Raw genomic sequence first — 19,954 nt, forward strand, 5'->3', positions numbered from 1 at the left:
ATGACGGAGAACGGATTCCCCGACCGCTCGCATCTGCCGCGCTCTCCCGGCGTCTACATCTTCAGGGACTCCGGAGGGAACGTGCTTTACGTTGGCAAGGCGCGGAACCTCCGCAGCCGGGTGGCGAGCTACTTCACCCGCTCCGGCGACGGGCGGCCGAAGATAGGGGAGCTGCGCGAGCGTGTGAGCGAGATAGACTTCATCGCGACCGGGAGCGAGACCGAGGCTCTGGTGTTGGAGTCCAACCTCATCAAGCGCCACCGGCCGCGCTTCAACGCCTCGCTCCGGGACGACAAGAGCTACCCGTACATCGTAGTCACCTTGGGCGACGAGTACCCGCGCGTGTACGCCACCCGCGGGCCGCACGACCCGCGCCACCGGTACTTCGGGCCGTTCCCGAGCGCCGGGGCGGTGCACGCCACGCTGGACGTGCTGAACAAGACCTTCCCGTTCCGCAAGTGCCGCGGGCCGCAGCCGGGACGCCGGAGCGGGATCCCGTGCCTGAACTACCATATCGGACGCTCGGCCGCGCCGTGCATCGGCGCGGTCGGCAGGGAGAAGTACGGCAGGATCATCTCCGACGTCATCGCCTTCCTGGAGGGCCGGGTGGACCATCTGATCCGGGAGCGCGAGCGGCGGATGGAGGAGGCTGCGAAGAGCCTGGATTTCGAGCTGGCGGCCAGGCTGCGGGACGAGCTGGCCGCGCTCCGGCACGTGCGCGAGCGGCAGCGGGCGACCATAGCGTCCGAGGACTCGTTCGACGCCGTGGGCGTTCACGCCGAGGGGGAGCTGGCGTGCGTCCAGATCTTCGCCGTGCGCGGCGGTCAGGTGGTCGGGCGTGACTCGTTCCTGCTGGATAACTATGGGGAGGCGGGCGCCGAGGAGGTGGCGCTCTCGTTCATCCCGCAGTACTACGGCACAGCAGCGGTCCCCGGGGAGATCCTGGTCCGGGTTTCAAAGGAGCCGGAGGCTCTGGAGGAGCACCTCTCCGGGCTGCGCGGCAACCGGGTCAGGGTGCGGACGCCGCGGCGGGGCGACCGGCGGCGCATCCTGGAGCTGGCCGAGCGCAACGCGGAACTGGGGCTGGAGCACGAGCGGGCGATCCAGGAGGCCCGCCGCAACCGGGTGGCCTCCACGCTCGACGCGCTGCGCGAGCAGCTCGCCCTGCCGCGCCTCCCGGTGCGCATCGAGTGCTACGACATCTCCAACACGATGGGCACCAACTCCGTGGCCTCGATGGTCGTCTTCCAGGGCGGACGGCCCGCCAAGAATGAGTACCGGCGGTTCAAGATCAAGACCGTCGAAGGCTCCGACGACTTCGCGAGCATGGCGGAGGTTATCCGGCGCCGCCTCGAACGGCTCCAGGCGAACGACCCCAAGTTCGCCGCCGCGCCGGATCTTATCGTGGTGGACGGCGGAAAGGGCCAGCTCTCGGCCGCGGTGGCGGCGCTCAAGGAGTTCGAGGGCCTGCCGGAGATCCCGATCCGGGCGCTCGCCAAGCGGGAAGAAGAGGTCTTCCAGCCGGGCCGCCCGGAGCCCGTCATTCTGGACCGGGATTCCCCGGAGCTGCACCTTCTGCAGCGCATCCGGGACGAGGCGCACCGCTTCGCGCTCGGCTACCACCGCAAGCTGCGCGGATCGGCGATGACCGCCTCGGTGCTGGACGAGCTGCCGGGGGTGGGACCTGCGCGCAGGAAGAAGATCCTGGAGCACTTCGGCACCCCGGAGGCGTTCCTGAACGCCTCGCTGGAAGAGCTGGAACGGGTGCCGGGCCTGCCGGGACGGGTGGCACGCGAGATCCACGCCCGCCTGCACCGTTGAAAAGTAACCGGTGTGTTGCAAACCGCCGGAAGCAGTGATATTTTCGCGCCAAATGGCCCGCAGCCAGCAGGACGAGGAAAGCTCCGTCTCCGCGCCGGCCGTCCGGCGGTTCGTCATCATCACCGGGCTCTCCGGAGCCGGCAAGTCCGCCGCCCTCAGGGCGTTCGAGGACGCCGGTTACTACTGCATAGACAACCTGCCGCCGAAGATGGTCCCCGCGGTCGCCGAGATGTCCCGCACGGGCTTGAGCGGTATGGAGCGGGTGGTCGTGGTCGTGGACATGCGCGGCCGCCGGTACTTCGGCCGGGAGGTCGAGGAGAGTCTGCGCTCGCTGGAGCGCGGGGAGGGCTGGGAGTGCAGGATCATCTTCGTCGAGGCCGACGACGCCACGCTCGTGCAGCGGTACAAGGAGAGCCGCCGCCCGCACCCGGCGGCCCGGGACGGGGACGTGCTGGAGGGCATCCGCACCGAGCGGGAGGCGCTGGCGGAGCTGCGGGCGTTCGCCGACCTGGTGGTGAATACCTCCGGGCAGTCCATGCACCAGATCCGGGCCCGCTTCAAGCGGCTGGCGGAGGACCTGCCGGGGCGGCTGACCGTCAGCCTCGTCTCCTTCGGCTTCAAGCACGGCGCGCCACTGGACGCGGACATGCTGCTGGACGTGCGCTTCCTGCCCAACCCGCACTACGACCCGGCCCTGCGGCCGCTAACCGGCCACGACGAGCCCGTACGGGCTGCGGTGCTGGGGGCAGAGGGAGCTCCGGAGTTCCTGCGGCGCACCCGGGAGCTGCTGGAGTTCCTGTTGCCGCGGTACGCGGCCGAGGGGAAGACCTACTTCACCGTGGGGATAGGCTGCACCGGCGGCCGCCACCGCTCGGTCGCCATCGCCGAGGAGCTGCGGGCGCGTCTGAGCGGGCTCGGGGAGGGCTTCAGCGTTCACGTCCGGCACCGGGACGTGGACCGCGGGGGCTAGCGGGTATATCCTCTCCGCATGAGCGGTGAAGGTTTGCGGGTGGTCGCCTTTGGGGGCGGGACCGGGCTCCCGGTGCTGCTCGGCGGACTGCGGGACCGGACGGAGGATCTGGTCGCCGTGGTCACCGTCGCGGACGACGGGGGCTCCAGCGGCCGGCTGCGCCAGGAACTCGGCGTCGCCCCGCCCGGAGATGTGCGCAACTGCCTGGTCGCGTTGGCGAGCCGGAGGCAGCTGGCCGAGGTATTCAACTACCGGTTCTCCGCCGGAGATCTCAGCAACCACACCGTGGGGAACATCATCATCGCGGCGCTGGCGGACATGACCGGGGGCTTCGCCGGAGGTGTGGAGCAGGCCGCCCGCTTCCTGCGCGCCCGGGGACGGGTGTACCCGGCAGCGACTGAGAGCCTCACGCTGGAGGTGCGGTTCGCGGATGGCACCGTGGCCCGCGGCGAGTCGGCCGTCCGCAAACACAACAAGCCGATCCGGGGAGTCCGCGTCATACCGGAGGAGGCTCCCGCGCCGGAGCCCGTCGTAGAGGCCATCCGGCGGGCGGACGTGGTCGTGCTGAGCCCGGGCAGCCTCTTCACCAGCACCATCCCGGCGCTGCTGGGAGGGGGTGTGCGGGAGGCCATCGGGGAGTTTCCCGGGCCGGTGGTCTACGCCGCCAACATCATGACGCAGCCGGGGGAGACGACCGGGTTCGCCGTCTCAGACCACCTGCGCGCCATCCGGGAGCATGCCGGCGTCGCGGTGACGGACGTGCTGGTGCACGCCGGGGAGCTGCCGGAGGCTGCGCTGGAACGGTACGCCGCCGAAGGGGCGTACCCGGTGGTGGTGGATCCGGACGAGGTGCGGGTTCTGGGCGTGCGCGTGCACGAGGCCGAGCTCGCCTCCCGCGAGGCTCTGGAGAGCGGCAGCGTGCGGCACGACCCGGACCGGCTCGCGGAGGAGGTGCTGAGAGTCGCCCTCGTTCGCCGCTGAGATCAAGCGCCAGCTCGCCGCCCGGCCGGAGAAGGAGTGCGGCAGGTCCGAGCTGGCCGGCCTCGTGGACGCCGCCGGGGAGTGGAGCGGTCAGGTTCTGGTGGTGCACACCCTGAGCGCGGCCGTCGCCCGCGCGGTGGTGCGGCTGTGGCGCTCGGAGTTCGGGCTGGAGTCCGGGCTGGACCCGGTGATCCCGGACCGTTTCGGGCGGCCGCGCTACGCCGTGGAGGTCTCGGGCAACCGGGCGGTGCAGGCGGCCGAGGAGCTGCGCTTCGCCCGCGCTGCCCGGGCTCCGGGGTGCAAAAACGCCTACCTGCGGGGGGCTTTCCAGGGCGCGGGCTCCGTGGTGCGACCGGGCCGGAGCCACCATCTGGAGTTCGTGCACCGGGACCGGGAGTTCATCGAGCGGGTCGCCGGGTACGCCCGGGCGCCGCTCAGGGTCACCCGCCGCCGGGGGCGCTGGGTCGCCTACACCAAGAGCGCCGACGGCGTGACCTCCGTGCTGTCCCAGATGGGGCTGTATGAGGCGGTGCTGGAATACGAGGCGCGGGCGGTGGTGGGGGAGGCCAAGGCCAACGCCAACCGGGTCACCAACTTCGAAGTGGCCAACGCCGGTCGCACCGCCCGGGCTGCGGCCCGGCAGCTGGAGGCGTTGGGGCGTCTGGACCCTGTGGAGCTGCCGGGGGCGCTACGCGAGATGCTGGAGCTCAGGCTGCGGTACCCGGACGCTTCGCTCTCCGAGCTGGCCCGGCTCGGCGGTCTGAGCAAGAGCGCGGCCAACCACCGGCTGCGGAGGCTGCTGGAGCGGGCCGGAAACCCGGCGCGTTCCTCTGGTTAACGGCCCGCGATTGAGGGAAAATAGAGTTTCGAAGCCCAGGTGGTAAGCGAAGAGAGGAGCGTGAATACCGAGTGGCAACCAGAGTAGGGATAAACGGCTTCGGTCGTATAGGGATGCTCACGGTCAAGGCCGCGCTGGAGCGCAACCTGGACCTGGAGATCGTCGGGATCAACGACCTGATGCCGATGGAGAGCCTGGCGCTCCTGTTCAAGCGCGACTCCACGCACGGCATCTGGCCGGAGGAGGTGAGCTTCGAGGACAACATCCTGCGCGTCGGGGAGCGGGAGATCAAGACCTTCTCCGAGCGGGACCCGGCCCGGATCCCGTGGGGTGACCTCGGGGTCGACATAGTCGTGGAGTCGACGGGCGTCTTCACCAACCGGGACGGGGCCGCCAAGCACCTGGAGGGCGGCGCGAAGAAGGTCGTAATCTCCGCTCCGGCCAAGGGGGTCGACGCCACGTTCGTCTACAAGGTCAACCACGAGTCCTACGATCCGCAGGAGCACCACGTCGTCTCCAACGCCAGCTGCACCACCAACTGCATCATCCCGATGGTCAAGGTCCTGCAGGACAACTTCGGGATCGAGAGCGGCTTCATGACCACGGTGCACGCCTACACCAACGACCAGAGCCTCCTGGACGCGGCGCATAAGGACCCGCGGCGCGCCCGCTCGGCCCCGAACAACATCGTCCCGACCTCCACGGGAGCCGCCCGGACGGCGGGCGTGATCTACCCCGAGCTCGCGGGCAGGGTTGACGGCATGGCGATGCGCGTTCCCGTCGCGGACGGCTCGATAACGGACTTCGTCGCCAACCTCTCGCGCGAGGCGGGAGTGGACGAGGTCAACGCCGCCTTCGAGCGGGCCGCCGGGGGCGAGCTGGAGGGCGTTCTGGAGTACTCCGAGGCGCCGCTGGTCTCGCAGGACATCGTGGGCAATGCGGCGAGCTGCATCTTCGACTCCGCGCTCACCATGGCGAGCGGGCGGACGGTGAAGGTGTTCGGCTGGTACGACAACGAGTGGGGGTATTCCAACCGCACCGTGGATCTGGTGCAGTACATGGGCGAGAGGCTCTAGGAGAGCTTTCAGCGAGCAGCCGGAGACCGTTGCGCCGCAGCCGGGCTTCGCAATCGTGGCCCGGCTGCGGCGCGTGGGGCGCTCCGGCCCCGCTGATGGCGCCGACGAAGGGAGGCAGATGAGCAAGAGGAGCGTCAGGGAGCTGGACGTGCGCGGCAAGCGCGTCCTGGTCCGGGTAGACTTCAATGTCCCGGTAGAGGACGGCCGGGTTACCGACGACACGCGTATAGCGCGCGCCCTGCCGACCATCCAGTACCTCCTCTCCGAAGGGGCGCGGCCGATCCTCATCTCGCACCTCGGTCGCCCGAAGGGGGAGCCGGACCCTGAGTACCGGATGGATCCGGTCGCCGAGCGGCTGGGGGAGCTGCTGCAGCGGCCGGTCTTGAAGCTGGACGCCGCCGTCGGGCCTGAGGTGGAGGCCGCGCTCAAGGAGTGGGACGGCGAGGGCGTCGTGCTGCTGGAGAACTCGCGCTTCTACCCCGGCGAGACGAAGAACGATCCGGAGTTCGCCCGGCAGCTGGCCGCGCTCGCCGAAGCTTACGTGAACGACGCTTTCGGGGCTGCGCACCGGGCGCACGCCACCACGGTCGGCGTCGCGGAGCTGCTGCCCGCTGCCGCTGGGCTCCTGATGCAGGAGGAGCTGGACTACCTGAGCGGTGTCCTGGAGAGCCCCGAGCGGCCGTTCGTGGCGATCCTCGGCGGTGCCAAGGTCTCGGACAAGCTGGGGGTCATCAAGAGCCTGCTCGATGTGGCGGACGAGCTCCTGATCGGGGGTGCGATGTGCTTCACGTTCTTCAAGGCGCAGGGACATGAGGTCGGGGGCTCGCTGGTCGAGGACGACTACCTGGAGGAGGCCAAGAGCCTGCTGGAGGAGGCCGGAGGGAGACTCGTGCTGCCGGTGGACGTGGTGGTCGCCGAGAGGTTCGAGCCCGACGCGGCGCACCGGGTGGTGAAGGTGGGGGAGATCCCGGCCGGCTGGATCGGCCTGGACATCGGGCCGGAGACGGTGGAGAGGTTCCGGGAGCGCATCTCCCGGGCAAGGACCGTGTTCTGGAACGGACCGATGGGCGTCTTCGAGATGGAGGCCTTCGCGAAGGGCACCGAGGGGGTAGCCCGGGCCGTTGCGGCCAGCGGCGCGACGAGCGTCGTGGGCGGCGGAGATTCCGTGGCGGCGGTGCGCAGGCTCGGCCTGGAGGACCAGATGAGCCACATCTCCACCGGCGGCGGAGCCTCGCTGGAGTTCGTGGAGGGCAGGGAGCTGCCCGGAGTAGCGGTGCTGCCGGACAGGGAGGAGGGCTAGATGGCGCGACGCCCGATGATGGCTGCGAACTGGAAGATGAACAAGCTCGTGCGCGAGGCCGAGGAGTATATGGCCAGGCTCCTGCCGCGGGTGGAGGACTCCGCAGAAGAGGTGGATGTGGGGGTCTTCGCCCCGTTCACCTGCCTCAAGGAGGTCGCCCGCATGGCGGAGACCTCGCGTGTGATCGCCGGGGCGCAGAACTTCTACCCGGAGGACTCGGGGGCCTATACCGGCGAGGTCTCCGCACCGATGCTCAAGGACGTGGGAGCGGAGGCGGTCATCGTGGGGCACTCCGAGCGGCGGGAGCTCTTCTGCGAGACGGACGGGCTCGTGGCCCGCAAGACCGCCAGAGCGATAGACTCCGGCCTGCTCCCGGTCGTGTGCGTGGGCGAGACCAAGGAGGAGCGCGACGCCGGAGAGATGTGGGATAAAGTCTCCGGCCAGGTGCGGGAGGTTCTGGAGCGGCTCGGGGACATCTCGGGTGGCGAGCTCGTCTTCGCCTACGAGCCGATCTGGGCCATCGGCACCGGAGACGTTGCCTCGCCGGAGGACGCGCAGGACGCGATAGGGCGGATCCGGGAGCTGATCGCCGGGATCAAGGGGCGGGAGGCCGCGGACGCCGTCCGCATCCTCTACGGCGGCTCGATCAAACCCGATAACATCGAGGACATAATGGCACAGCCGGACGTGGACGGCGGGCTGGTCGGCGGAGCCAGTCTGGAGGTGGATTCCTTCGTTGCGCTGGTCGAGGCCGCCCGCTGAACGGAATGCCGCGGGTTTCTGTGGTAGATTAACCGGTATGATCTACGTACTGGCACTCATACACACGCTGGCCTGCATAGCCCTGGTAGGGCTCATACTCCTGCACTCCGGCAAAGGCGGGGGGCTCTCGGCCACCATGGGCGGCGGGATGGGGAACACGTTCTCCGGCACGACCATCATGGAGAAGAACCTTACCCGCCTGACCGTGATCGTGGTCGGGGTCTTCCTGCTTACGACCTTCGGGCTCATCTTCCTGGCCTAGTGCATAGGAAAAGGAGCCGCCCGGGGAGGATGGGGAGAACAGGCGACTCCTGCGCTTAATTATACACTTCTCTTCCCGCCGCACCAACGGGGCGTTTTTAGTGTCGGAGGGGGGACTCGAACCCCCACCCTCTGAAGCGAGGACTAGGCCCTCAACCTAGCGCGTCTACCAAATTCCGCCACTCCGACCCGGTGGGCTCCATGAGTATACGACGCAACCCGGCCGGGGTCAAAGACCGGAGTATTGCTCCACGTCGGTGCTCTTGAGCAGTTCGTCGGCGAGGGCCCGGTAGCCTGCATCCGTGGGGTGGATGTCCGGCCGCTCGCCGAAGTGCGTATACTGCCGCTCGCGGCCCTCGAAGGCCCGGTCGGCGCGGGCCACCGAGGCTCCATGCCGGCCGGCCACGGCCCGGATTGTCTCGTTCATCCGCCCGGTCCAGGGGTCGGTGATGGTGCCCGGCGCGGGGTTATAGAGGGTGAGCACCACTATCTCCGGCGGGCTTTCCGAAGCCCTCCTGAGGGTGCGCAGGATATAGTTCAGGTTCCACCCGAAGCGGTCCAGAGCCTCCCGGCGCGCGGCGTCCGGGGCATTGCGGACGCGAAGGAGGTCGTTGCCGCCGATGGAGAGGGTCACCACCGCCTCTGGGCTCTCCCGCAGCACACGCACGGCTTGATCGAGCTGCGAGTCGCCGCTCTCCCCGATCATGGAGGAGCTCGTCTCGCCGCTCACACCGAGGTTGACGAGCTCCACCTCGCGGCCGGTCGCTTCGGCCAGCCGATCGCGGTAGAGCGGGGTGTAGCCGAGCTCGTCCGGGTCGCTCGCCCCGACGCCCACGGCGAGCGAATCCCCCAGGGAGAGATAGGTCAGCGGCGGGGGCTCTTCGGACGGCGGTTCCCGCACGGGCAGCTCCCCGCCGCAGGCGGTGGAGAGCAGCGCGAGGAGTATCACCGTCAGCATAAGACGCATCGTTGCCTGCCAGTCTACCAGAGCCGGCCGGTGCCTAAACGGGCCTGAATGTGCTAAGTTCTTCCCGTGAGAAGGAGGCTGGTTTTTCTCGCGGCCGTGTTCTTCGCCGCCGGGCTCGCCGTCTCCGGTGTGCTGCGCCGGAGCGGACCGGTGGTCGCCCGGCCGACCGCGAGACCGGTCAACTTCGCGCACCGGGGCGGGGCCGCGCTCGCGCCCGAGAACACGCTGGAGGCCTTCCGGCGCGGGCTTAAGGCCGGGGCCGACCGCCTGGAGATGGACCTGCACCTCTCGCGCGACGGGCGGGTGGTCGTGATCCACGACGCCACGGTGAACCGCACCACGGACGGGGCGGGCGCGGTGCGGGAGATGACGCTGCGCGAGATCCGGCAGCTCGACGCCGGGTACAGGTTCACGCCGGACGGCGAGACCTACCCGTTCCGGGGACGGGGAATAAAGATCCCCACGCTGGAAGAGGTCTACCGTGAGTTTCCGGGCGTACCGGTAAACGTGGAGATCAAGGCCGCTCCCGAGGGGTGGGAGACCATGGTGTGGGATGTGATCCGCAGCCACCGTGCCGGGGATCGCACCATAGTCGCCGCCGCGAACCACGATGTCATCCGGCGCTTCCGGGAGGTCTCGGGCGGGGAGGTGCCGACCGCTGCCTCCGGGCGCGAGGTCCGGGACTTTCTGATCGCCCTCCGGCTCGGGAGGACGGGGCGGCTCAAGCCCGCCTACCGGGCGCTGCAGGTGCCCGTGAGGTACCGGGGTGTCAGGATCGTCACGCCCCGGTTCGTGGCGGCCGCTCACGCGCTCGGGCTGCGGGTGGATGTGTGGACGGTGAACGATCCGCGGCTCATGCGCCGGATGCTGGATATGGGCGTGGACGGCATCATGACCGACCGTCCGGATCTGCTGGCGGAGATTCTGAAGGAGAGGTGACCCGTGATAGGAGACTCCATCGTCAAAGACCCCTCCCTCGCCCCCGAGGGACACCGGAAGATAGACTGGGTCGAGCAGCACGCCCCGGTTCTGAACAGGATCTTCGCGGAGAGGCTCTCCGACGGCGCGCTGCGGGGCCGCAGAATAGCCATGACGATTCACCTGGAGGCGAAGACCGCCTATCTGGCCTTGCTCTTCCGGCGGGCCGGGGCAGAGGTTACGGTCTCCGGGAGCAACCCGCTCTCCACGCAGGACGACGTGTGCGCGGCGCTGGCCGAGCGGGGCGTGCGGGTCTACGCCACTCACGATCCCTCCGAGGAGGAGTTCGAGCGCTACCTGCACCTGACGCTGGAGACGGGGCCCGAGATACTGGTGGACGACGGGGCCGAGCTGGTCACCCGCCTGGTGCGACACCACCCGGACCTGCTCGGCGGCGTGCGCGGCGCCTCCGAGGAGACCACGACCGGCATCCTAAAGCTGCGGGCCATGACGCGAGAGGGCGTGCTGTCCTTCCCGGTGCTCGGAGCCAACGACGCCCGCATGAAGCACCTCTTCGACAACCGCTACGGCACCGGGCACTCGACCATCGCCAGCGTGATGTCCAACACCAACCTCTTCCTCAGCGGCAAGGCGGTCGTGGTGATGGGCTTCGGCTGGGTCGGCCGGGGGCTCGCCAAGTATGCCGCCGGGATGGGAGCGCGCGTGATCGTCTGCGAGCCCGACCCGGTCAAGCTGCTCGAAGCTCACGCCGAGGGCTACGAGGCGATGAACTCGCTCGAAGCCGCCTCCGAGGGCGACGTCTTCCTGACCGGCACCGGCAACCTGAAGGTACTCACCCGCCGGCACTTCGAGCGGATGAAGAGCGGCGCGATCCTGGCCAACGCCGGCCACTACGACCACGAGGTGGACGTGGCGGCTTTGGGCGAGATGGCGCGAAAGATCCGGGAGGTCCGCCGCAACGTGACCGAGTACGAGCTGGAGGACGGCCGCAAGCTGCACGTGCTTGCGCGCGGCCGGCTGGTGAACATCGCGGCGGCCGACGGGCACCCGGTGGAGATCATGGACCTGACCTTCGCCGTGCAAGCGCTCTGCGCTCACTACATAGCCACGCGCGCCGGGGAGCTGGAGCCCGGTCTGCAGCCCATACCGCCCGAGATAGACGAGACCGTTGCCCGCGCCAAGCTCGCCAGCCTGGGCGTCGAGCCGGAGGAGCTGACTCAGGAGCAGATAGACTACCTCAACTCCTGGCGGTACTGAGCCGGGCGGCGGAGGAGATCTCCTCCGCCGCCCGTGCTATCTCCTCTGGGGTGTTGAAGCGGCCCACGCTGAGGCGGACGGAGGAGCGGGCCAGCTCTTCGCTCAGCCCCATTGCGCGCAGCACGTGTGAGGGCTTGGTGCTTGCCGAGGTGCAAGCCGAGCCGGGAGCGGCGGCCACGCCGGGCATACCGGGGAGCAGGTCTTCCGCCCGTCCGCCTGGGAGAGCCACGTTGAGCGTGTTCGGCAGCCGCAGCTCCGGGTGCCCGTTGAGCCTCAGCCCGGGGATGCGCGCCTTCAGCCGGCGCCAGAGTTCGTCTCTCAGCGCCCGCAGCCGCCGCGCCTCTCCGGGCAGCGCCTCCGCTGCCAGATCTGCCGCCCGGCCGAATCCCACGATGCCGGGGACGTTGAGCGTCCCGCTGCGCAGGCCGCGTTCGTGACCGCCGCCGTGCTGGATGGGGCGCAGCCTTACGCGGCGCGGGCGCCGGCGGACGTAGAGTGCGCCCACTCCTTTCGGGCCGTAGCACTTGTGGGCAGAGAGGCTCATCAGGTCCACGCCGAGCTCCTCCACGTCCAGAGGGATCTTGCCGAGCGCCTGGGCCGCATCGGTGTGGAAGGGGATACCGTATTCGTGCGCTATCCCGGCCAGCTCCCGCACCGGGTTGAGCGTCCCGGTCTCGTTGTTGGCGAGCATGATGGAGACGAGCGCGGTCCGCGGGGTTATGGCCTCCCGGAGCGTCTCCGGGACCACCCGCCCGAACCGGTCCACCGGCAGCACGGTCACCTTGACGCCCGTTTCCGCGAGATACAGGGCGGTGTCCAGCACGGCGTGATGCTCGGTGGCGGAGACTATCAGGTGATCTCCGGGGCGCAGCGCGCCCTGCAGCGCCAGGTTGTCCGACTCGGTCGCCCCGCCGGTGAACACGATCTCCTGCGGCTCGGCCCCGATGGCTGCGGCCAGCTCCTCCCGGGCCAGCTCCACCGCGGCCTCGGCCTCCCAGCCGAAGGCGTGCGTGGCGGAGGAGGGGTTACCGAACCTCTCCCGCAGGTAGGGCAGCATCGCCTCCAGCACGCGCTCGTCGAGGGGGGTGGTGGCGTTGTTGTCCAGGTAGACCGGCTGCTCCATCGGCCTTAGATCTCGGGCCGGGCGCGGGAGGCGTGGAGCCGGGCCAGTTCGTCCAGGAGGTTTTGCGCGCCGGTCACGTGCCCCTGGGCGGCGAAGGCGTGGGCGCAGCCGCGCGGCACGTCGCGGTCCCGGAAGTGCTGCGCCGTCACCCGCAGGTGCGCTACGGCTCTCTCCAGCTCCTCGGCGGCCCGTTCGTAGCTACGGGCCGCCGACTCGAATACGTCCTCGGTCATGGATCTCCTCTCTGTAGTGCCGGCCCCTGCCGCTTGGGTCGCGGAGCGCTGCTTCGAGCACCCGGCCACCCCGCCACCGACTATTACTACCTCCGCCTTCACCGCGGCTCCAGGTCCAGCGAGATGTCCGCCGCCGGAGCGGAGTGCGTGAGCGCCCCGACGGAGATCAGGTCCGGCCCGGCCTCGGCGTAGCGGCGCACGGTCTCCAGGTTCACGCCGCCGGAGACTTCCACCAGCACGTCCGGCCGTAGGGAGCGGGCCAGCTCTACCGCCTCCCTTACTTCCTCCGGACTCATGTTGTCTAGCAGCACGGCGTCCGCTCCGGCCTCCAGCGCCTCCCGCAGCATCTCCCGGTTCTCCACCTCGACCTCCACCTTGAGCAGGTGCGGCGCACCCTTCTTGGCCCGGCGCACGGCTTCTGCCACGCCCCCGGCGAGCGCGAGGTGGTTGTCCTTGATCAGGATGCCGTCGTCCAGGCCGGAGCGGTGACTTATCCCGCCCCCGGCGCGCACGGCCGCCTTCTCCAGCGCCCGCAGCCCCGGCGCGGTCTTGCGGGTGTCGGTTATCCTCGCCCCCGTTCCCGCTACCGCCGCGACGTACCGGCGTGTGAGCGTCGCTATCCCGGAGAGGCGCATGAGGAAGTTCAGGGCGACGCGCTCGCCGGCGAGGATGGCGCGCGCCGCTCCGTGTACCTCGGCGAGCGCGCCGCCGCTCTCCAGTTTTTCGCCGTCCCGTACCAGCGGCGCGAAGCGTGTGCTTCCTCCGGTCTCCTCGAAGACCGCCCGCGCCACCTCCAGCCCGGCCACCACCAGCCGCTCCCGCGCCACGAAGCGCCCCGTGGCCCGCGCCTCCGGCGGGACGGTTAGCGCCGAGGTGAGGTCTCCGCGCCCGAGGTCCTCCGCCAGCGCCCGGCGCACCGGTTCCTTCAACTCAGCTCCAGCATGCGTTCGATGGGACGGAGGGCCCGCAGCCGGAGTTCCTCATCCAACGTTATCTCAGGTTCCAGCTCGACCATGCACCGGTGCAGCTTCTCCAGGGTGTTGAGGCGCATATGCGGGCACTCGCTGCACGCCGTGCAGGCCGGCCCCTCGCCGGGTGCCGGGATGAAGGTCTTCTCCGGGGCGAGCTTGCGCATCTGGTGGATGATGCCGGGCTCCGTCGCCACGATGAACTTGCGGGCCGGGCTCTCCCCGACCCGCGCGAGCAGGCTGGAGGTGCTCCCGATGTGGTCCGCGAGCCGGAGCACCCTTTCTTCACACTCCGGATGGGCCAGGACCTCGGCCTCGGGATGCCTCACCTTGAGCTGCCGGATCTTGCGCTCCGAGAAGACAACATGCACCATGCACGTCCCCGGCCACAGGACCATATCCCGCCCCGTCTTCTGCGCCACGTACCGCCCCAGATGTCGGTCCGGGCCGAAGATGATCGGCCGCCCCTCCGGAATGCTCGCGATTATCTTCTCCGCGTTGGAGGACGTGCAGATCACGTCCGAGAGCGCCTTCACCGCCGCCGAAGTGTTGATGTAGGAGACCACCGCATGCCCCGGATGCCGCTCCACGAACTCCGCGAAGGCGTCCGGCGGGCAGCTCTCCGATAGCGAGCACCCGGCCTCCAGATCGGGCAGAATAACCTTCTTGTCCGGGTTTAGGATCTTGGCCGTCTCCGCCATGAAATGCACGCCGCAGAACACGATCACGTCCGCAGCCGTCCGCTGCGCCCTCTGCGCCAGCGCCAGAGAATCCCCGATAAAGTCCGCCACGTCCTGGATCTCCGGCTCCTGATAGTAGTGGGCCAGAATGACCGCATTCAGCTCCTCCTTGCGCACCGAGATCTCCTCAAAGAGATCCCGCCGCACCCCGATCGCCTCCAACCCTACCTCCTTGTAACTCTATCCGGATAGCTTGCCACTCGCTTTTGTTACAAAGTAAGTCGTTTGTAACAATATACTACATAGAGTATCACACGCTTACGAGGAGATTGCAAGTAGTTTTCAGGCTGGGGGTGTAGACTTGGGGTCATGGAGTTTGAGTTCTGTCCCCGGTGTGGTGGGCGGCTGGAGTTACGGGAGGTCAAGGCGGGGGAGCCGGAGCGGCCGGTATGTTCGGAGTGCGGGTTTGTGTTCTATCTGGGGCCGAAGCTGGCGGCGGGGGCCATCTTCGAGCTGGGGGGCGGGATCGTCATGATCCGGCGCGCCATCGAGCCCGGCTACGGGCGGTGGACCTTCCCGGGCGGGTATGTGGATCGCCGGGAGGTTGTGGAGGAGGCGGTCCGGCGCGAGATTCTGGAGGAGACCGGGGTAGAGGTCGAGGTGGTGGGGCTGCAGGGGCTCTACTCCTACGTGGACACTGCGGTGGCGCTCGCCGTGTACACTGCGGAGGTGAGGGGTGGGGAGCCTGCGCCCTTGGACGAGGTGCTGGAGGTACGGAGCTTCGCGCCGGAGGAGATCCCGTGGGATAAGCTGGCGTTTCCGAGCACCCGCGACGCCTTGAGGGACTACGTGCGGCGCGGTTCGTGATGCGGGGCTGTGTGGGGGGTGAGGGAGTGGGGCTTTTCGAGGCCGTGTGTCTCCATGAGGCCGGTGTCGCCCAGGAGCTCGCGCGGCGCTCCTTCGGCGACTATTCGCCCTTCATCCATAAGGAGCACCCGGTCGCAGACCTCCAGCACCAGTTCCAGGTCGTGGGAGGAGAGCAGGAACGTTTCCCCGGACCCCTGTAGAAACCGGATGAGCCGCCGCCGGGAGCGGATATCCAGGCTGGCCGAGGGCTCGTCGTAGGCGATCAGGCGCGGCCGCATCGCCAGGACGCCTGCGATCGCGACCATCCGCTTCTCGCCGCCGGAGAGGTGGTGCGGGGGGCGGTCGGCCAGTTCCAGAGTGCCGGTCGTTTCCAGAGCTGCGGTCACCCGCGCGCGGACCTCCTTCTGCGGCAGGCCCATGTTCTGCGGGCCGAAGGCCACGTCATCCCGGACGGAGGGGCAGAAGAGCTGGTCGTCGGGGTTCTGGAAGACGAGCCCGATCTCGGGCCGGAACTCCCCGGGGATTACGGGCTTACCGAACAGCTCTACCTGCCCGGACGCCGGCCGCAGCACGCCGCAGAGCAAGTGAAACAGCGTCGTCTTTCCGGCTCCGTTCGGGCCGATCACGCCCACCCTTTCGCCGGGACTCACCCGTAGCTCTACTCCGCGCAGCACGCCGGGGCGGTCCGGGTAGGAGAAGTTCAGGCCGGAGACCGACAGGGCGAGGAGTTCGTTCACAGGGCTACCTCCGCGGCGACGAACGCGGCGGCTGCCGTGAGCGTGCAGAGGAGGGCGGCCGTGTCGCGCGGCGTGATCTGCCGGTCCTCCGGGGCCCGGGGTTCTCTTCCGTATCCACGCAGCGTCATGGCCCTGTAAACGTGCTCGGAGCGCTCGTAGCTGCGCACCAGCAGGCTGCCCGAGAGGCTGGCGAGGCCACCGAGGCTTCTGGCGTCGGGCTTCACCGCCCGGAATCCGCGCAGCCGCATAGCCGTCTGCATCGCCCGCAGGTCGGTCGCCAGCTCGTGCAGATACCGGTAGGTGAAGAGCATCATGTCTGTGAGGAGGGAGGGCAGGCCCAGGGATCTCAGTGCCCTGATGTTCGTCAGGAGGGGAGCCGTGCCGAAGAGCACTATCCCGACCGCCAGAATGGCGGCGAAGCGTGCCGCTATGACCAGAAACTCTAGCAGACCCTCTTGGTGCAGGGCCAGCGGTCCGGCGCTCAGAAGCACCGTCTCTCCGGAGAAGAGCGGCAGGATCACAGCCAGAGCCAGGATGAAGATGCCGGGATAGCGCAGCCGCCGCAGGACGAAGCGGACGGGTAACCTGGAGAGCAGGAGCAGGGCGAGGGCGGCAGCCAGCATGGCAGGCAGCAGGTATAGCTCCCGCACGAAGGCGAAGGCGGAGATCAGAGCCAGCAGCCCGATGAGCTTGAGTCTGGGCTCCCAGCGGTGCAGTGGGGAGTCCAGATGGGAGTACCCGTCCAGAGACGTCTTCATCTCACCGCGACCTCCGGGGGCCGGCGTTTCTCGCCCAGCAGCTCCGGCCGCACCCGCAGCAGGAAGAGCACCACCATGGCGGTGAACACGCCCTCTATGAGCATGAGCGGTACGTGGGCCAGGACGAGCGCATAGATGGCCGTGCGCTCTGCGGCGGCATCCAGCTCGGCGGGGATGGTGGTGATGAGCAGGGCGAATAGCAGCAGTACCGTAATACCCACTCCTGCCGCACCGCCCAGGAATCCGAGTACCCCGGTCAGGGTCCGGCTGGCGGGCCGCAGCCGGCGGAGGCGGAATATCCCGTAGGCCAGCAGTGCAGGCCCGCCGATGACCGCGGCGTTTACGCCCAGGGTCGTCAGGCCGCCGTGCTGAAACATGACGGCCTGGAAGAAGAGACCGACCAGGACGGCCGGGAACGCGTACCAACCCAGCACCACGCCGAGCAGGCCGTTCAGGATCAGGTGCACGCTCGTCGGAGGTACGGGGATGTGGATCAGGGACGCCACGAAGAAGGCCGCCGTGAGCAGGGAGGCTTTGGGGATGCCTTCCCGGGGATCTTCTTCCCGCCCTATCCGGCGCATCGAGTACCATGTCACAGCTCCGGTGGCTGCATAACCGGCGGCCAGCACGCTCACGGGCAGGATGCCGTCCGGCAGGTGCATCAGCGCCTCCGGCCCGCGAAGAAGAGTGCGGTCCCGATGAAACCCCATACCACGGCGGCTCCCATCAGGACGCGCTGCAGGGTGTCGCTGCCCCGGGCCTCATCGGTGTCCTCGGGCCGGATCTCGTCTCCGGCCTCCCGCTCCTCCCCCGGCTCTTCTCGAGAGCCGCCGACCTCCACGCTCACATTCGCGGCGTGACCGGCCTGCCGGACCTGTATCTCCCACTCGCCGGGCTTCGAGGCGTCCGGCATGAAGACGTAGCGGCCCCGGTCATCGGTCGTGCCGGTGGCCCAGGGCTCGGAGTCGCCGCCGGGAGCGTAGACCAGTACTTGTCCCCCGTCTACCGGGTCGCCGGTGTCGTAGGTGGCCGTGATCTCCACCGCCTCGCCCCATCCCTGCTCGGCCTCCATGGCGTGGGCGGCCGCGGGCTGAGCCGCTAGAGCCGCCGCGGCACACGCCAAAAGGAACGCCAGAAGGAGCGCCGCCGGGCCGGATCTCTCCCCTTTGCTGCCGCGCGACACCGCACATCACCTCCCGGATACGACCGGGGAGGTATACTCCTCCCCGGCTATTACCCTGTTCTGGTCGCTAACTCCGCCGCCAGGCGAGACCGATGAGAACGCCTAGCATCATCAGAACGGCTACCATCGGCAGAATCGCCGGCCCGCCGGAGTCCGGAAGCTCTTCAGCCTCGTGGTCATGGGCGTCCTCGTGATCTCCGTGCCCCATCTCCGCGGCAAAGGCACGGGCCTCGTCGCCGGTCAGGACGGTGCCGTCTTCGAGGTGACAGTGGAAGTCTTCTCCCTCGCCGTGACAGTCCGCGCCGCCGTGGGGGTGACCCTCATGAGCCAGGGCGGCCGGCGCGAAGAGCGTCAGAGATATCACCGCCAACAGGGCGGGTAACAGAAGCTTACTCACCGAACGCCTCCTTCTCTCTAAGCTCTGCAGTCTCTGCAGATTCCTTTAGCCACCACGTGAAGCTCCCGGATCTCGAATCCCTCCGGAGTCTCGCCCAGAAGCTCCAGCAACCGGGAACACAGTCGGGGATCTTCAGGATGAAAGATCCTGCCGCACACCCCGCACACCAGATGAGGATGCTGTGCGGAACGCGCCTCATACACCATAGGCCCCTCCGGTAGCCGGCTCTCCACCACCAGCCCCGCCTCCCGCAACGCCTCCAGCGAACGGTAGACGGTGGACAGCTCCAGCCCCGGCAGCGCACCTCGCACCCGCTCCCACAACTCCTCGGCCGTGAAGTGCCGGCCGGACTCAGACAGCGCCTGCCAGATCAAAGCCCGCTGGGGCGTGATCCGTACTCCCCTTTCACGCAATACCTGTGTATGTGATACTTCCATGTTCCTGCAAAAAAATAGCAGAAACGAGCTGGTAGCGCAAAATGCCTTAGGCGGGTTCTCTGCCGGACCGGTGGAGAGCCCGTTGGAACAGCTCGCCGGGTTAGCCGGGGAGCTGGTGCGCAGCCGGGCTTGACTTATACGCTTCCTGCAGACTGTGATACCATTCAGCAGGTCAGGTGATGCGGGAGAAAGGGAGATGTCTGAGTAACGTATCGGTAGCGAGCCGTCCGCGGCATCCTCCGCTGACGCATAGATTATTGCTAATGCAAGTCATTCTTGGAAAGGAGGCAGGGTGCGAAGGATAGGGGTGACGGTAGACGGGGTGCGTTACGAGCACGAGGTTGAGCCGAGGCTGCTTCTGGTGCACTATCTGCGGGAGGTTTTGGGCATTGGCGGGGTGCACGTCGGGTGCGACACCTCCAATTGCGGGGCGTGTACGGTGTTGATGGATGGCGAGTCGGTAAAGTCTTGCACGATTCTTGCGGTTCAGGCTGATAACCATGAGATAACCACCGTTCAGGGGCTGGCCCGGGACGGGGAGTGGCATCCGGTACAGCGGGCCTTCCACGAGGCGCATGGTCTGCAGTGTGGCTACTGCACGCCGGGTATGATCATGGCTTCCGTAAGCCTGCTCAAGGAGAATCCCGATCCGAGCGAGGAGGAGATCCGGGAGGGGCTTGAGGGTAATCTCTGCCGCTGTACGGGTTATGAGAACATCGTCAAGGCCGTACGGATGGCTGCGGAGCGCAGCGGCGAGCGTGCGGCGGCGTCTTAGGGGAGAGGAGGTGTGTGCAAGTGACGCAGGCTCCTGAGAGGTACGTCGGCGGCGGCGTACCCCGCAAGGAAGATCCGGCTCTGGTTACGGGGCGGGCCACCTGGACGGACAACATCCGGCTGCCGGGGACGGTGCACATGGCGGTCTTGCGCAGCCCGTTCGCGCACGCCAGGATCACCAACCTGGACGTCTCGCCCGCCAGGGAGATGCCCGGCGTGGTGGCGGCCTTCACTGGCCGGGATCTGGCCGATGAGTGGGCCGCTCCCCTGCCGTGTGGCTGGCAGGTCACAGAAGACCTCAGGATCCCGGATCACTGGCCGCTGGCCCGGGACAAGGTACGCTACGTGGGGGATGCGGTCGCGGTGGTGCTGGCGACCGACCGCTACCGGGCGCGCGACGCGCTGGAGGCCATTCAGGTGGACTACGAGCCGCTGGATGCGGTGGTGGACGTGGAGGCGGCGCTTAAGGAGGGCTCGCCGCTGGTGCATGAGGAGCTCGGCACCAACGAGTGCTACACCTGGCCGCTTGAGGTCGGAGATGTGGAGGAGGCGTTCGAGCGGGCGGATGTGGTGGTCAAAGAGAGGTACATCCAGCAGCGTCTGATCCCGAACGCCATCGAGCCCC

The 19,954-nt window shown here is 68.4% G+C and carries 24 protein-coding genes and 1 tRNA gene; 13 read left to right on the top strand and 12 right to left on the bottom strand.

Translation table 11 applies throughout. From position 1 onward, the window contains the following. From uvrC to secG, 8 genes are all read left to right on the top strand, one after another. The gene (uvrC, locus tag E0L93_RS14860) at window positions 1-1,821 is read left to right on the top strand and encodes an excinuclease ABC subunit UvrC (protein ID WP_132692858.1); all 1,821 of its coding nucleotides are present in this window, start codon (window positions 1-3) and stop codon (window positions 1,819-1,821) included. A 52-nt stretch (window positions 1,822-1,873) separates the two neighbouring features. Further along, a complete protein-coding gene (gene rapZ, locus E0L93_RS14865; RefSeq protein WP_132692859.1) occupies window positions 1,874-2,791 on the top strand; it encodes an RNase adapter RapZ in 918 nt (305 codons plus the stop codon). Between the two features lie 18 nt (window positions 2,792-2,809). Beyond that, the gene (locus E0L93_RS14870) at window positions 2,810-3,772 is read left to right on the top strand and encodes a gluconeogenesis factor YvcK family protein (RefSeq protein ID WP_132692860.1); all 963 of its coding nucleotides are present in this window, start codon (window positions 2,810-2,812) and stop codon (window positions 3,770-3,772) included. 1 nt (window position 3,773) lies between these two features. After that, entirely contained in the window at window positions 3,774-4,610 is an 837-nt protein-coding gene (whiA, locus tag E0L93_RS14875; RefSeq protein ID WP_132692861.1) for a DNA-binding protein WhiA, read from the top strand. Window positions 4,611-4,681: 71 nt separating this feature from the next. Next, on the top strand, window positions 4,682-5,686 hold the full coding sequence (gene gap, locus E0L93_RS14880; RefSeq protein WP_132692862.1) for a type I glyceraldehyde-3-phosphate dehydrogenase: 1,005 nt from the start codon (window positions 4,682-4,684) through the stop codon (window positions 5,684-5,686). Window positions 5,687-5,804: 118 nt separating this feature from the next. Further along, a complete protein-coding gene (locus E0L93_RS14885) occupies window positions 5,805-6,986 on the top strand; it encodes a phosphoglycerate kinase (RefSeq protein ID WP_132692863.1) in 1,182 nt (393 codons plus the stop codon). Next, entirely contained in the window at window positions 6,987-7,748 is a 762-nt protein-coding gene (gene tpiA / locus E0L93_RS14890; RefSeq protein ID WP_132692864.1) for a triose-phosphate isomerase, read from the top strand. Between the two features lie 37 nt (window positions 7,749-7,785). Beyond that, complete coding sequence (gene secG / locus E0L93_RS14895) at window positions 7,786-8,010, top strand: preprotein translocase subunit SecG (protein WP_132692865.1); 225 nt, start codon at window positions 7,786-7,788, stop codon at window positions 8,008-8,010. A 101-nt stretch (window positions 8,011-8,111) separates the two neighbouring features. Here secG and E0L93_RS14900 read toward each other — a convergent pair. Both E0L93_RS14900 and E0L93_RS14905 read right to left on the bottom strand, forming a co-directional pair. Next, window positions 8,112-8,198 (bottom strand) — tRNA-Leu (locus tag E0L93_RS14900). Between the two features lie 40 nt (window positions 8,199-8,238). Then, window positions 8,239-8,976 (bottom strand): SGNH/GDSL hydrolase family protein, encoded by a 738-nt coding sequence (locus tag E0L93_RS14905; RefSeq protein ID WP_132692866.1) that lies wholly within the window; start codon window positions 8,974-8,976, stop codon window positions 8,239-8,241. 66 nt (window positions 8,977-9,042) lie between these two features. Between E0L93_RS14905 and E0L93_RS14910 the strand changes: the two genes are divergently transcribed. Further along, complete coding sequence (locus E0L93_RS14910) at window positions 9,043-9,915, top strand: glycerophosphodiester phosphodiesterase family protein (protein WP_132692867.1); 873 nt, start codon at window positions 9,043-9,045, stop codon at window positions 9,913-9,915. A 3-nt stretch (window positions 9,916-9,918) separates the two neighbouring features. Continuing rightward, on the top strand, window positions 9,919-11,172 hold the full coding sequence (locus E0L93_RS14915; protein ID WP_132692868.1) for an adenosylhomocysteinase: 1,254 nt from the start codon (window positions 9,919-9,921) through the stop codon (window positions 11,170-11,172). Here the strand turns inward: E0L93_RS14915 and E0L93_RS14920 are convergent. The 4 genes from E0L93_RS14920 to nadA form a co-directional block, all read right to left on the bottom strand. Then, window positions 11,153-12,295 (bottom strand): cysteine desulfurase family protein, encoded by a 1,143-nt coding sequence (locus tag E0L93_RS14920; RefSeq protein ID WP_132692869.1) that lies wholly within the window; start codon window positions 12,293-12,295, stop codon window positions 11,153-11,155. The two genes, E0L93_RS14915 and E0L93_RS14920, sit on opposite strands and share 20 nt — an antisense overlap. Before the next feature lie 5 nt (window positions 12,296-12,300). Further along, on the bottom strand, window positions 12,301-12,528 hold the full coding sequence (locus tag E0L93_RS14925) for a hypothetical protein (protein WP_132692870.1): 228 nt from the start codon (window positions 12,526-12,528) through the stop codon (window positions 12,301-12,303). A gap of 98 nt (window positions 12,529-12,626) precedes the next feature. Continuing rightward, on the bottom strand, window positions 12,627-13,457 hold the full coding sequence (gene nadC, locus E0L93_RS14930; protein WP_132692871.1) for a carboxylating nicotinate-nucleotide diphosphorylase: 831 nt from the start codon (window positions 13,455-13,457) through the stop codon (window positions 12,627-12,629). Next, entirely contained in the window at window positions 13,454-14,398 is a 945-nt protein-coding gene (gene nadA, locus E0L93_RS14935; protein ID WP_132692872.1) for a quinolinate synthase NadA, read from the bottom strand. The genes nadC and nadA overlap by 4 nt, the downstream gene beginning before the upstream one ends. Before the next feature lie 147 nt (window positions 14,399-14,545). On the opposite strand from nadA, the gene E0L93_RS14940 reads away from it, so the two are divergent. Further along, the gene (locus E0L93_RS14940) at window positions 14,546-15,043 is read left to right on the top strand and encodes an NUDIX hydrolase (RefSeq protein WP_132692873.1); all 498 of its coding nucleotides are present in this window, start codon (window positions 14,546-14,548) and stop codon (window positions 15,041-15,043) included. On the opposite strand, the gene E0L93_RS14945 is transcribed toward E0L93_RS14940, so the two are convergent. The 6 genes from E0L93_RS14945 to E0L93_RS14970 all read right to left on the bottom strand — a co-directional run bounded on the left by E0L93_RS14945 (window position 15,022) and on the right by E0L93_RS14970 (window position 18,531). Beyond that, a complete protein-coding gene (locus E0L93_RS14945; protein WP_132692874.1) occupies window positions 15,022-15,780 on the bottom strand; it encodes an energy-coupling factor ABC transporter ATP-binding protein in 759 nt (252 codons plus the stop codon). The genes E0L93_RS14940 and E0L93_RS14945 overlap by 22 nt on opposite strands. Further along, window positions 15,777-16,538 (bottom strand): cobalt ECF transporter T component CbiQ, encoded by a 762-nt coding sequence (gene cbiQ / locus E0L93_RS14950; RefSeq protein WP_132692875.1) that lies wholly within the window; start codon window positions 16,536-16,538, stop codon window positions 15,777-15,779. The genes E0L93_RS14945 and cbiQ overlap by 4 nt, the downstream gene beginning before the upstream one ends. Further along, window positions 16,535-17,200 (bottom strand): cobalt transporter CbiM, encoded by a 666-nt coding sequence (cbiM, locus tag E0L93_RS14955; RefSeq protein ID WP_132692876.1) that lies wholly within the window; start codon window positions 17,198-17,200, stop codon window positions 16,535-16,537. Before cbiM ends, cbiQ begins: the two co-directional genes overlap by 4 nt. Further along, window positions 17,200-17,721, bottom strand: a complete 522-nt coding sequence (locus E0L93_RS14960; RefSeq protein WP_132692877.1) for a carboxypeptidase-like regulatory domain-containing protein — start codon at window positions 17,719-17,721, stop codon at window positions 17,200-17,202. The genes cbiM and E0L93_RS14960 overlap by 1 nt, the downstream gene beginning before the upstream one ends. A gap of 67 nt (window positions 17,722-17,788) precedes the next feature. Next, window positions 17,789-18,118, bottom strand: a complete 330-nt coding sequence (locus E0L93_RS14965) for a hypothetical protein (RefSeq protein WP_132692878.1) — start codon at window positions 18,116-18,118, stop codon at window positions 17,789-17,791. A gap of 17 nt (window positions 18,119-18,135) precedes the next feature. Continuing rightward, window positions 18,136-18,531, bottom strand: a complete 396-nt coding sequence (locus tag E0L93_RS14970) for a Fur family transcriptional regulator (protein ID WP_165874408.1) — start codon at window positions 18,529-18,531, stop codon at window positions 18,136-18,138. 316 nt (window positions 18,532-18,847) lie between these two features. Here E0L93_RS14970 and E0L93_RS14975 point away from each other — a divergent pair, with 316 nt between their 5' ends. Together E0L93_RS14975 and E0L93_RS14980 are read left to right on the top strand one after the other, a co-directional pair. After that, complete coding sequence (locus E0L93_RS14975; RefSeq protein WP_132692880.1) at window positions 18,848-19,330, top strand: (2Fe-2S)-binding protein; 483 nt, start codon at window positions 18,848-18,850, stop codon at window positions 19,328-19,330. A 14-nt stretch (window positions 19,331-19,344) separates the two neighbouring features. Continuing rightward, the coding region (locus E0L93_RS14980) for a xanthine dehydrogenase family protein molybdopterin-binding subunit (protein ID WP_424511432.1) at window positions 19,345-19,954 on the top strand (610 nt) is incomplete at its 3' end.

The sequence above is a fragment of the Rubrobacter taiwanensis genome (genome assembly GCF_004337705.1).
Taxonomy (GTDB): Bacteria; Actinomycetota; Rubrobacteria; order Rubrobacterales; family Rubrobacteraceae; genus Rubrobacter_C; species Rubrobacter_C taiwanensis.

Bases quoted from the DNA above. Each gene is read 5' to 3' on its own strand.
- uvrC (WP_132692858.1), top strand. From the start codon at position 1: ATGACGGAGAACGGATTCCCCGACCGCTCGCATCTGCCGCGCTCTCCC.
- rapZ (WP_132692859.1), top strand. From the start codon at position 1,874: ATGGCCCGCAGCCAGCAGGACGAGGAAAGCTCCGTCTCCGCGCCGGCC.
- E0L93_RS14870 (WP_132692860.1), top strand. From the start codon at position 2,810: ATGAGCGGTGAAGGTTTGCGGGTGGTCGCCTTTGGGGGCGGGACCGGG.
- E0L93_RS14885 (WP_132692863.1), top strand. From the start codon at position 5,805: ATGAGCAAGAGGAGCGTCAGGGAGCTGGACGTGCGCGGCAAGCGCGTC.
- tpiA (WP_132692864.1), top strand. From the start codon at position 6,987: ATGGCGCGACGCCCGATGATGGCTGCGAACTGGAAGATGAACAAGCTC.
- secG (WP_132692865.1), top strand. From the start codon at position 7,786: ATGATCTACGTACTGGCACTCATACACACGCTGGCCTGCATAGCCCTG.
- E0L93_RS14905 (WP_132692866.1), bottom strand. From the start codon at position 8,976: ATGCGTCTTATGCTGACGGTGATACTCCTCGCGCTGCTCTCCACCGCC.
- E0L93_RS14920 (WP_132692869.1), bottom strand. From the start codon at position 12,295: ATGGAGCAGCCGGTCTACCTGGACAACAACGCCACCACCCCCCTCGAC.
- E0L93_RS14925 (WP_132692870.1), bottom strand. From the start codon at position 12,528: ATGACCGAGGACGTATTCGAGTCGGCGGCCCGTAGCTACGAACGGGCC.
- E0L93_RS14940 (WP_132692873.1), top strand. From the start codon at position 14,546: ATGGAGTTTGAGTTCTGTCCCCGGTGTGGTGGGCGGCTGGAGTTACGG.
- cbiQ (WP_132692875.1), bottom strand. From the start codon at position 16,538: ATGAAGACGTCTCTGGACGGGTACTCCCATCTGGACTCCCCACTGCAC.
- cbiM (WP_132692876.1), bottom strand. From the start codon at position 17,200: ATGCACCTGCCGGACGGCATCCTGCCCGTGAGCGTGCTGGCCGCCGGT.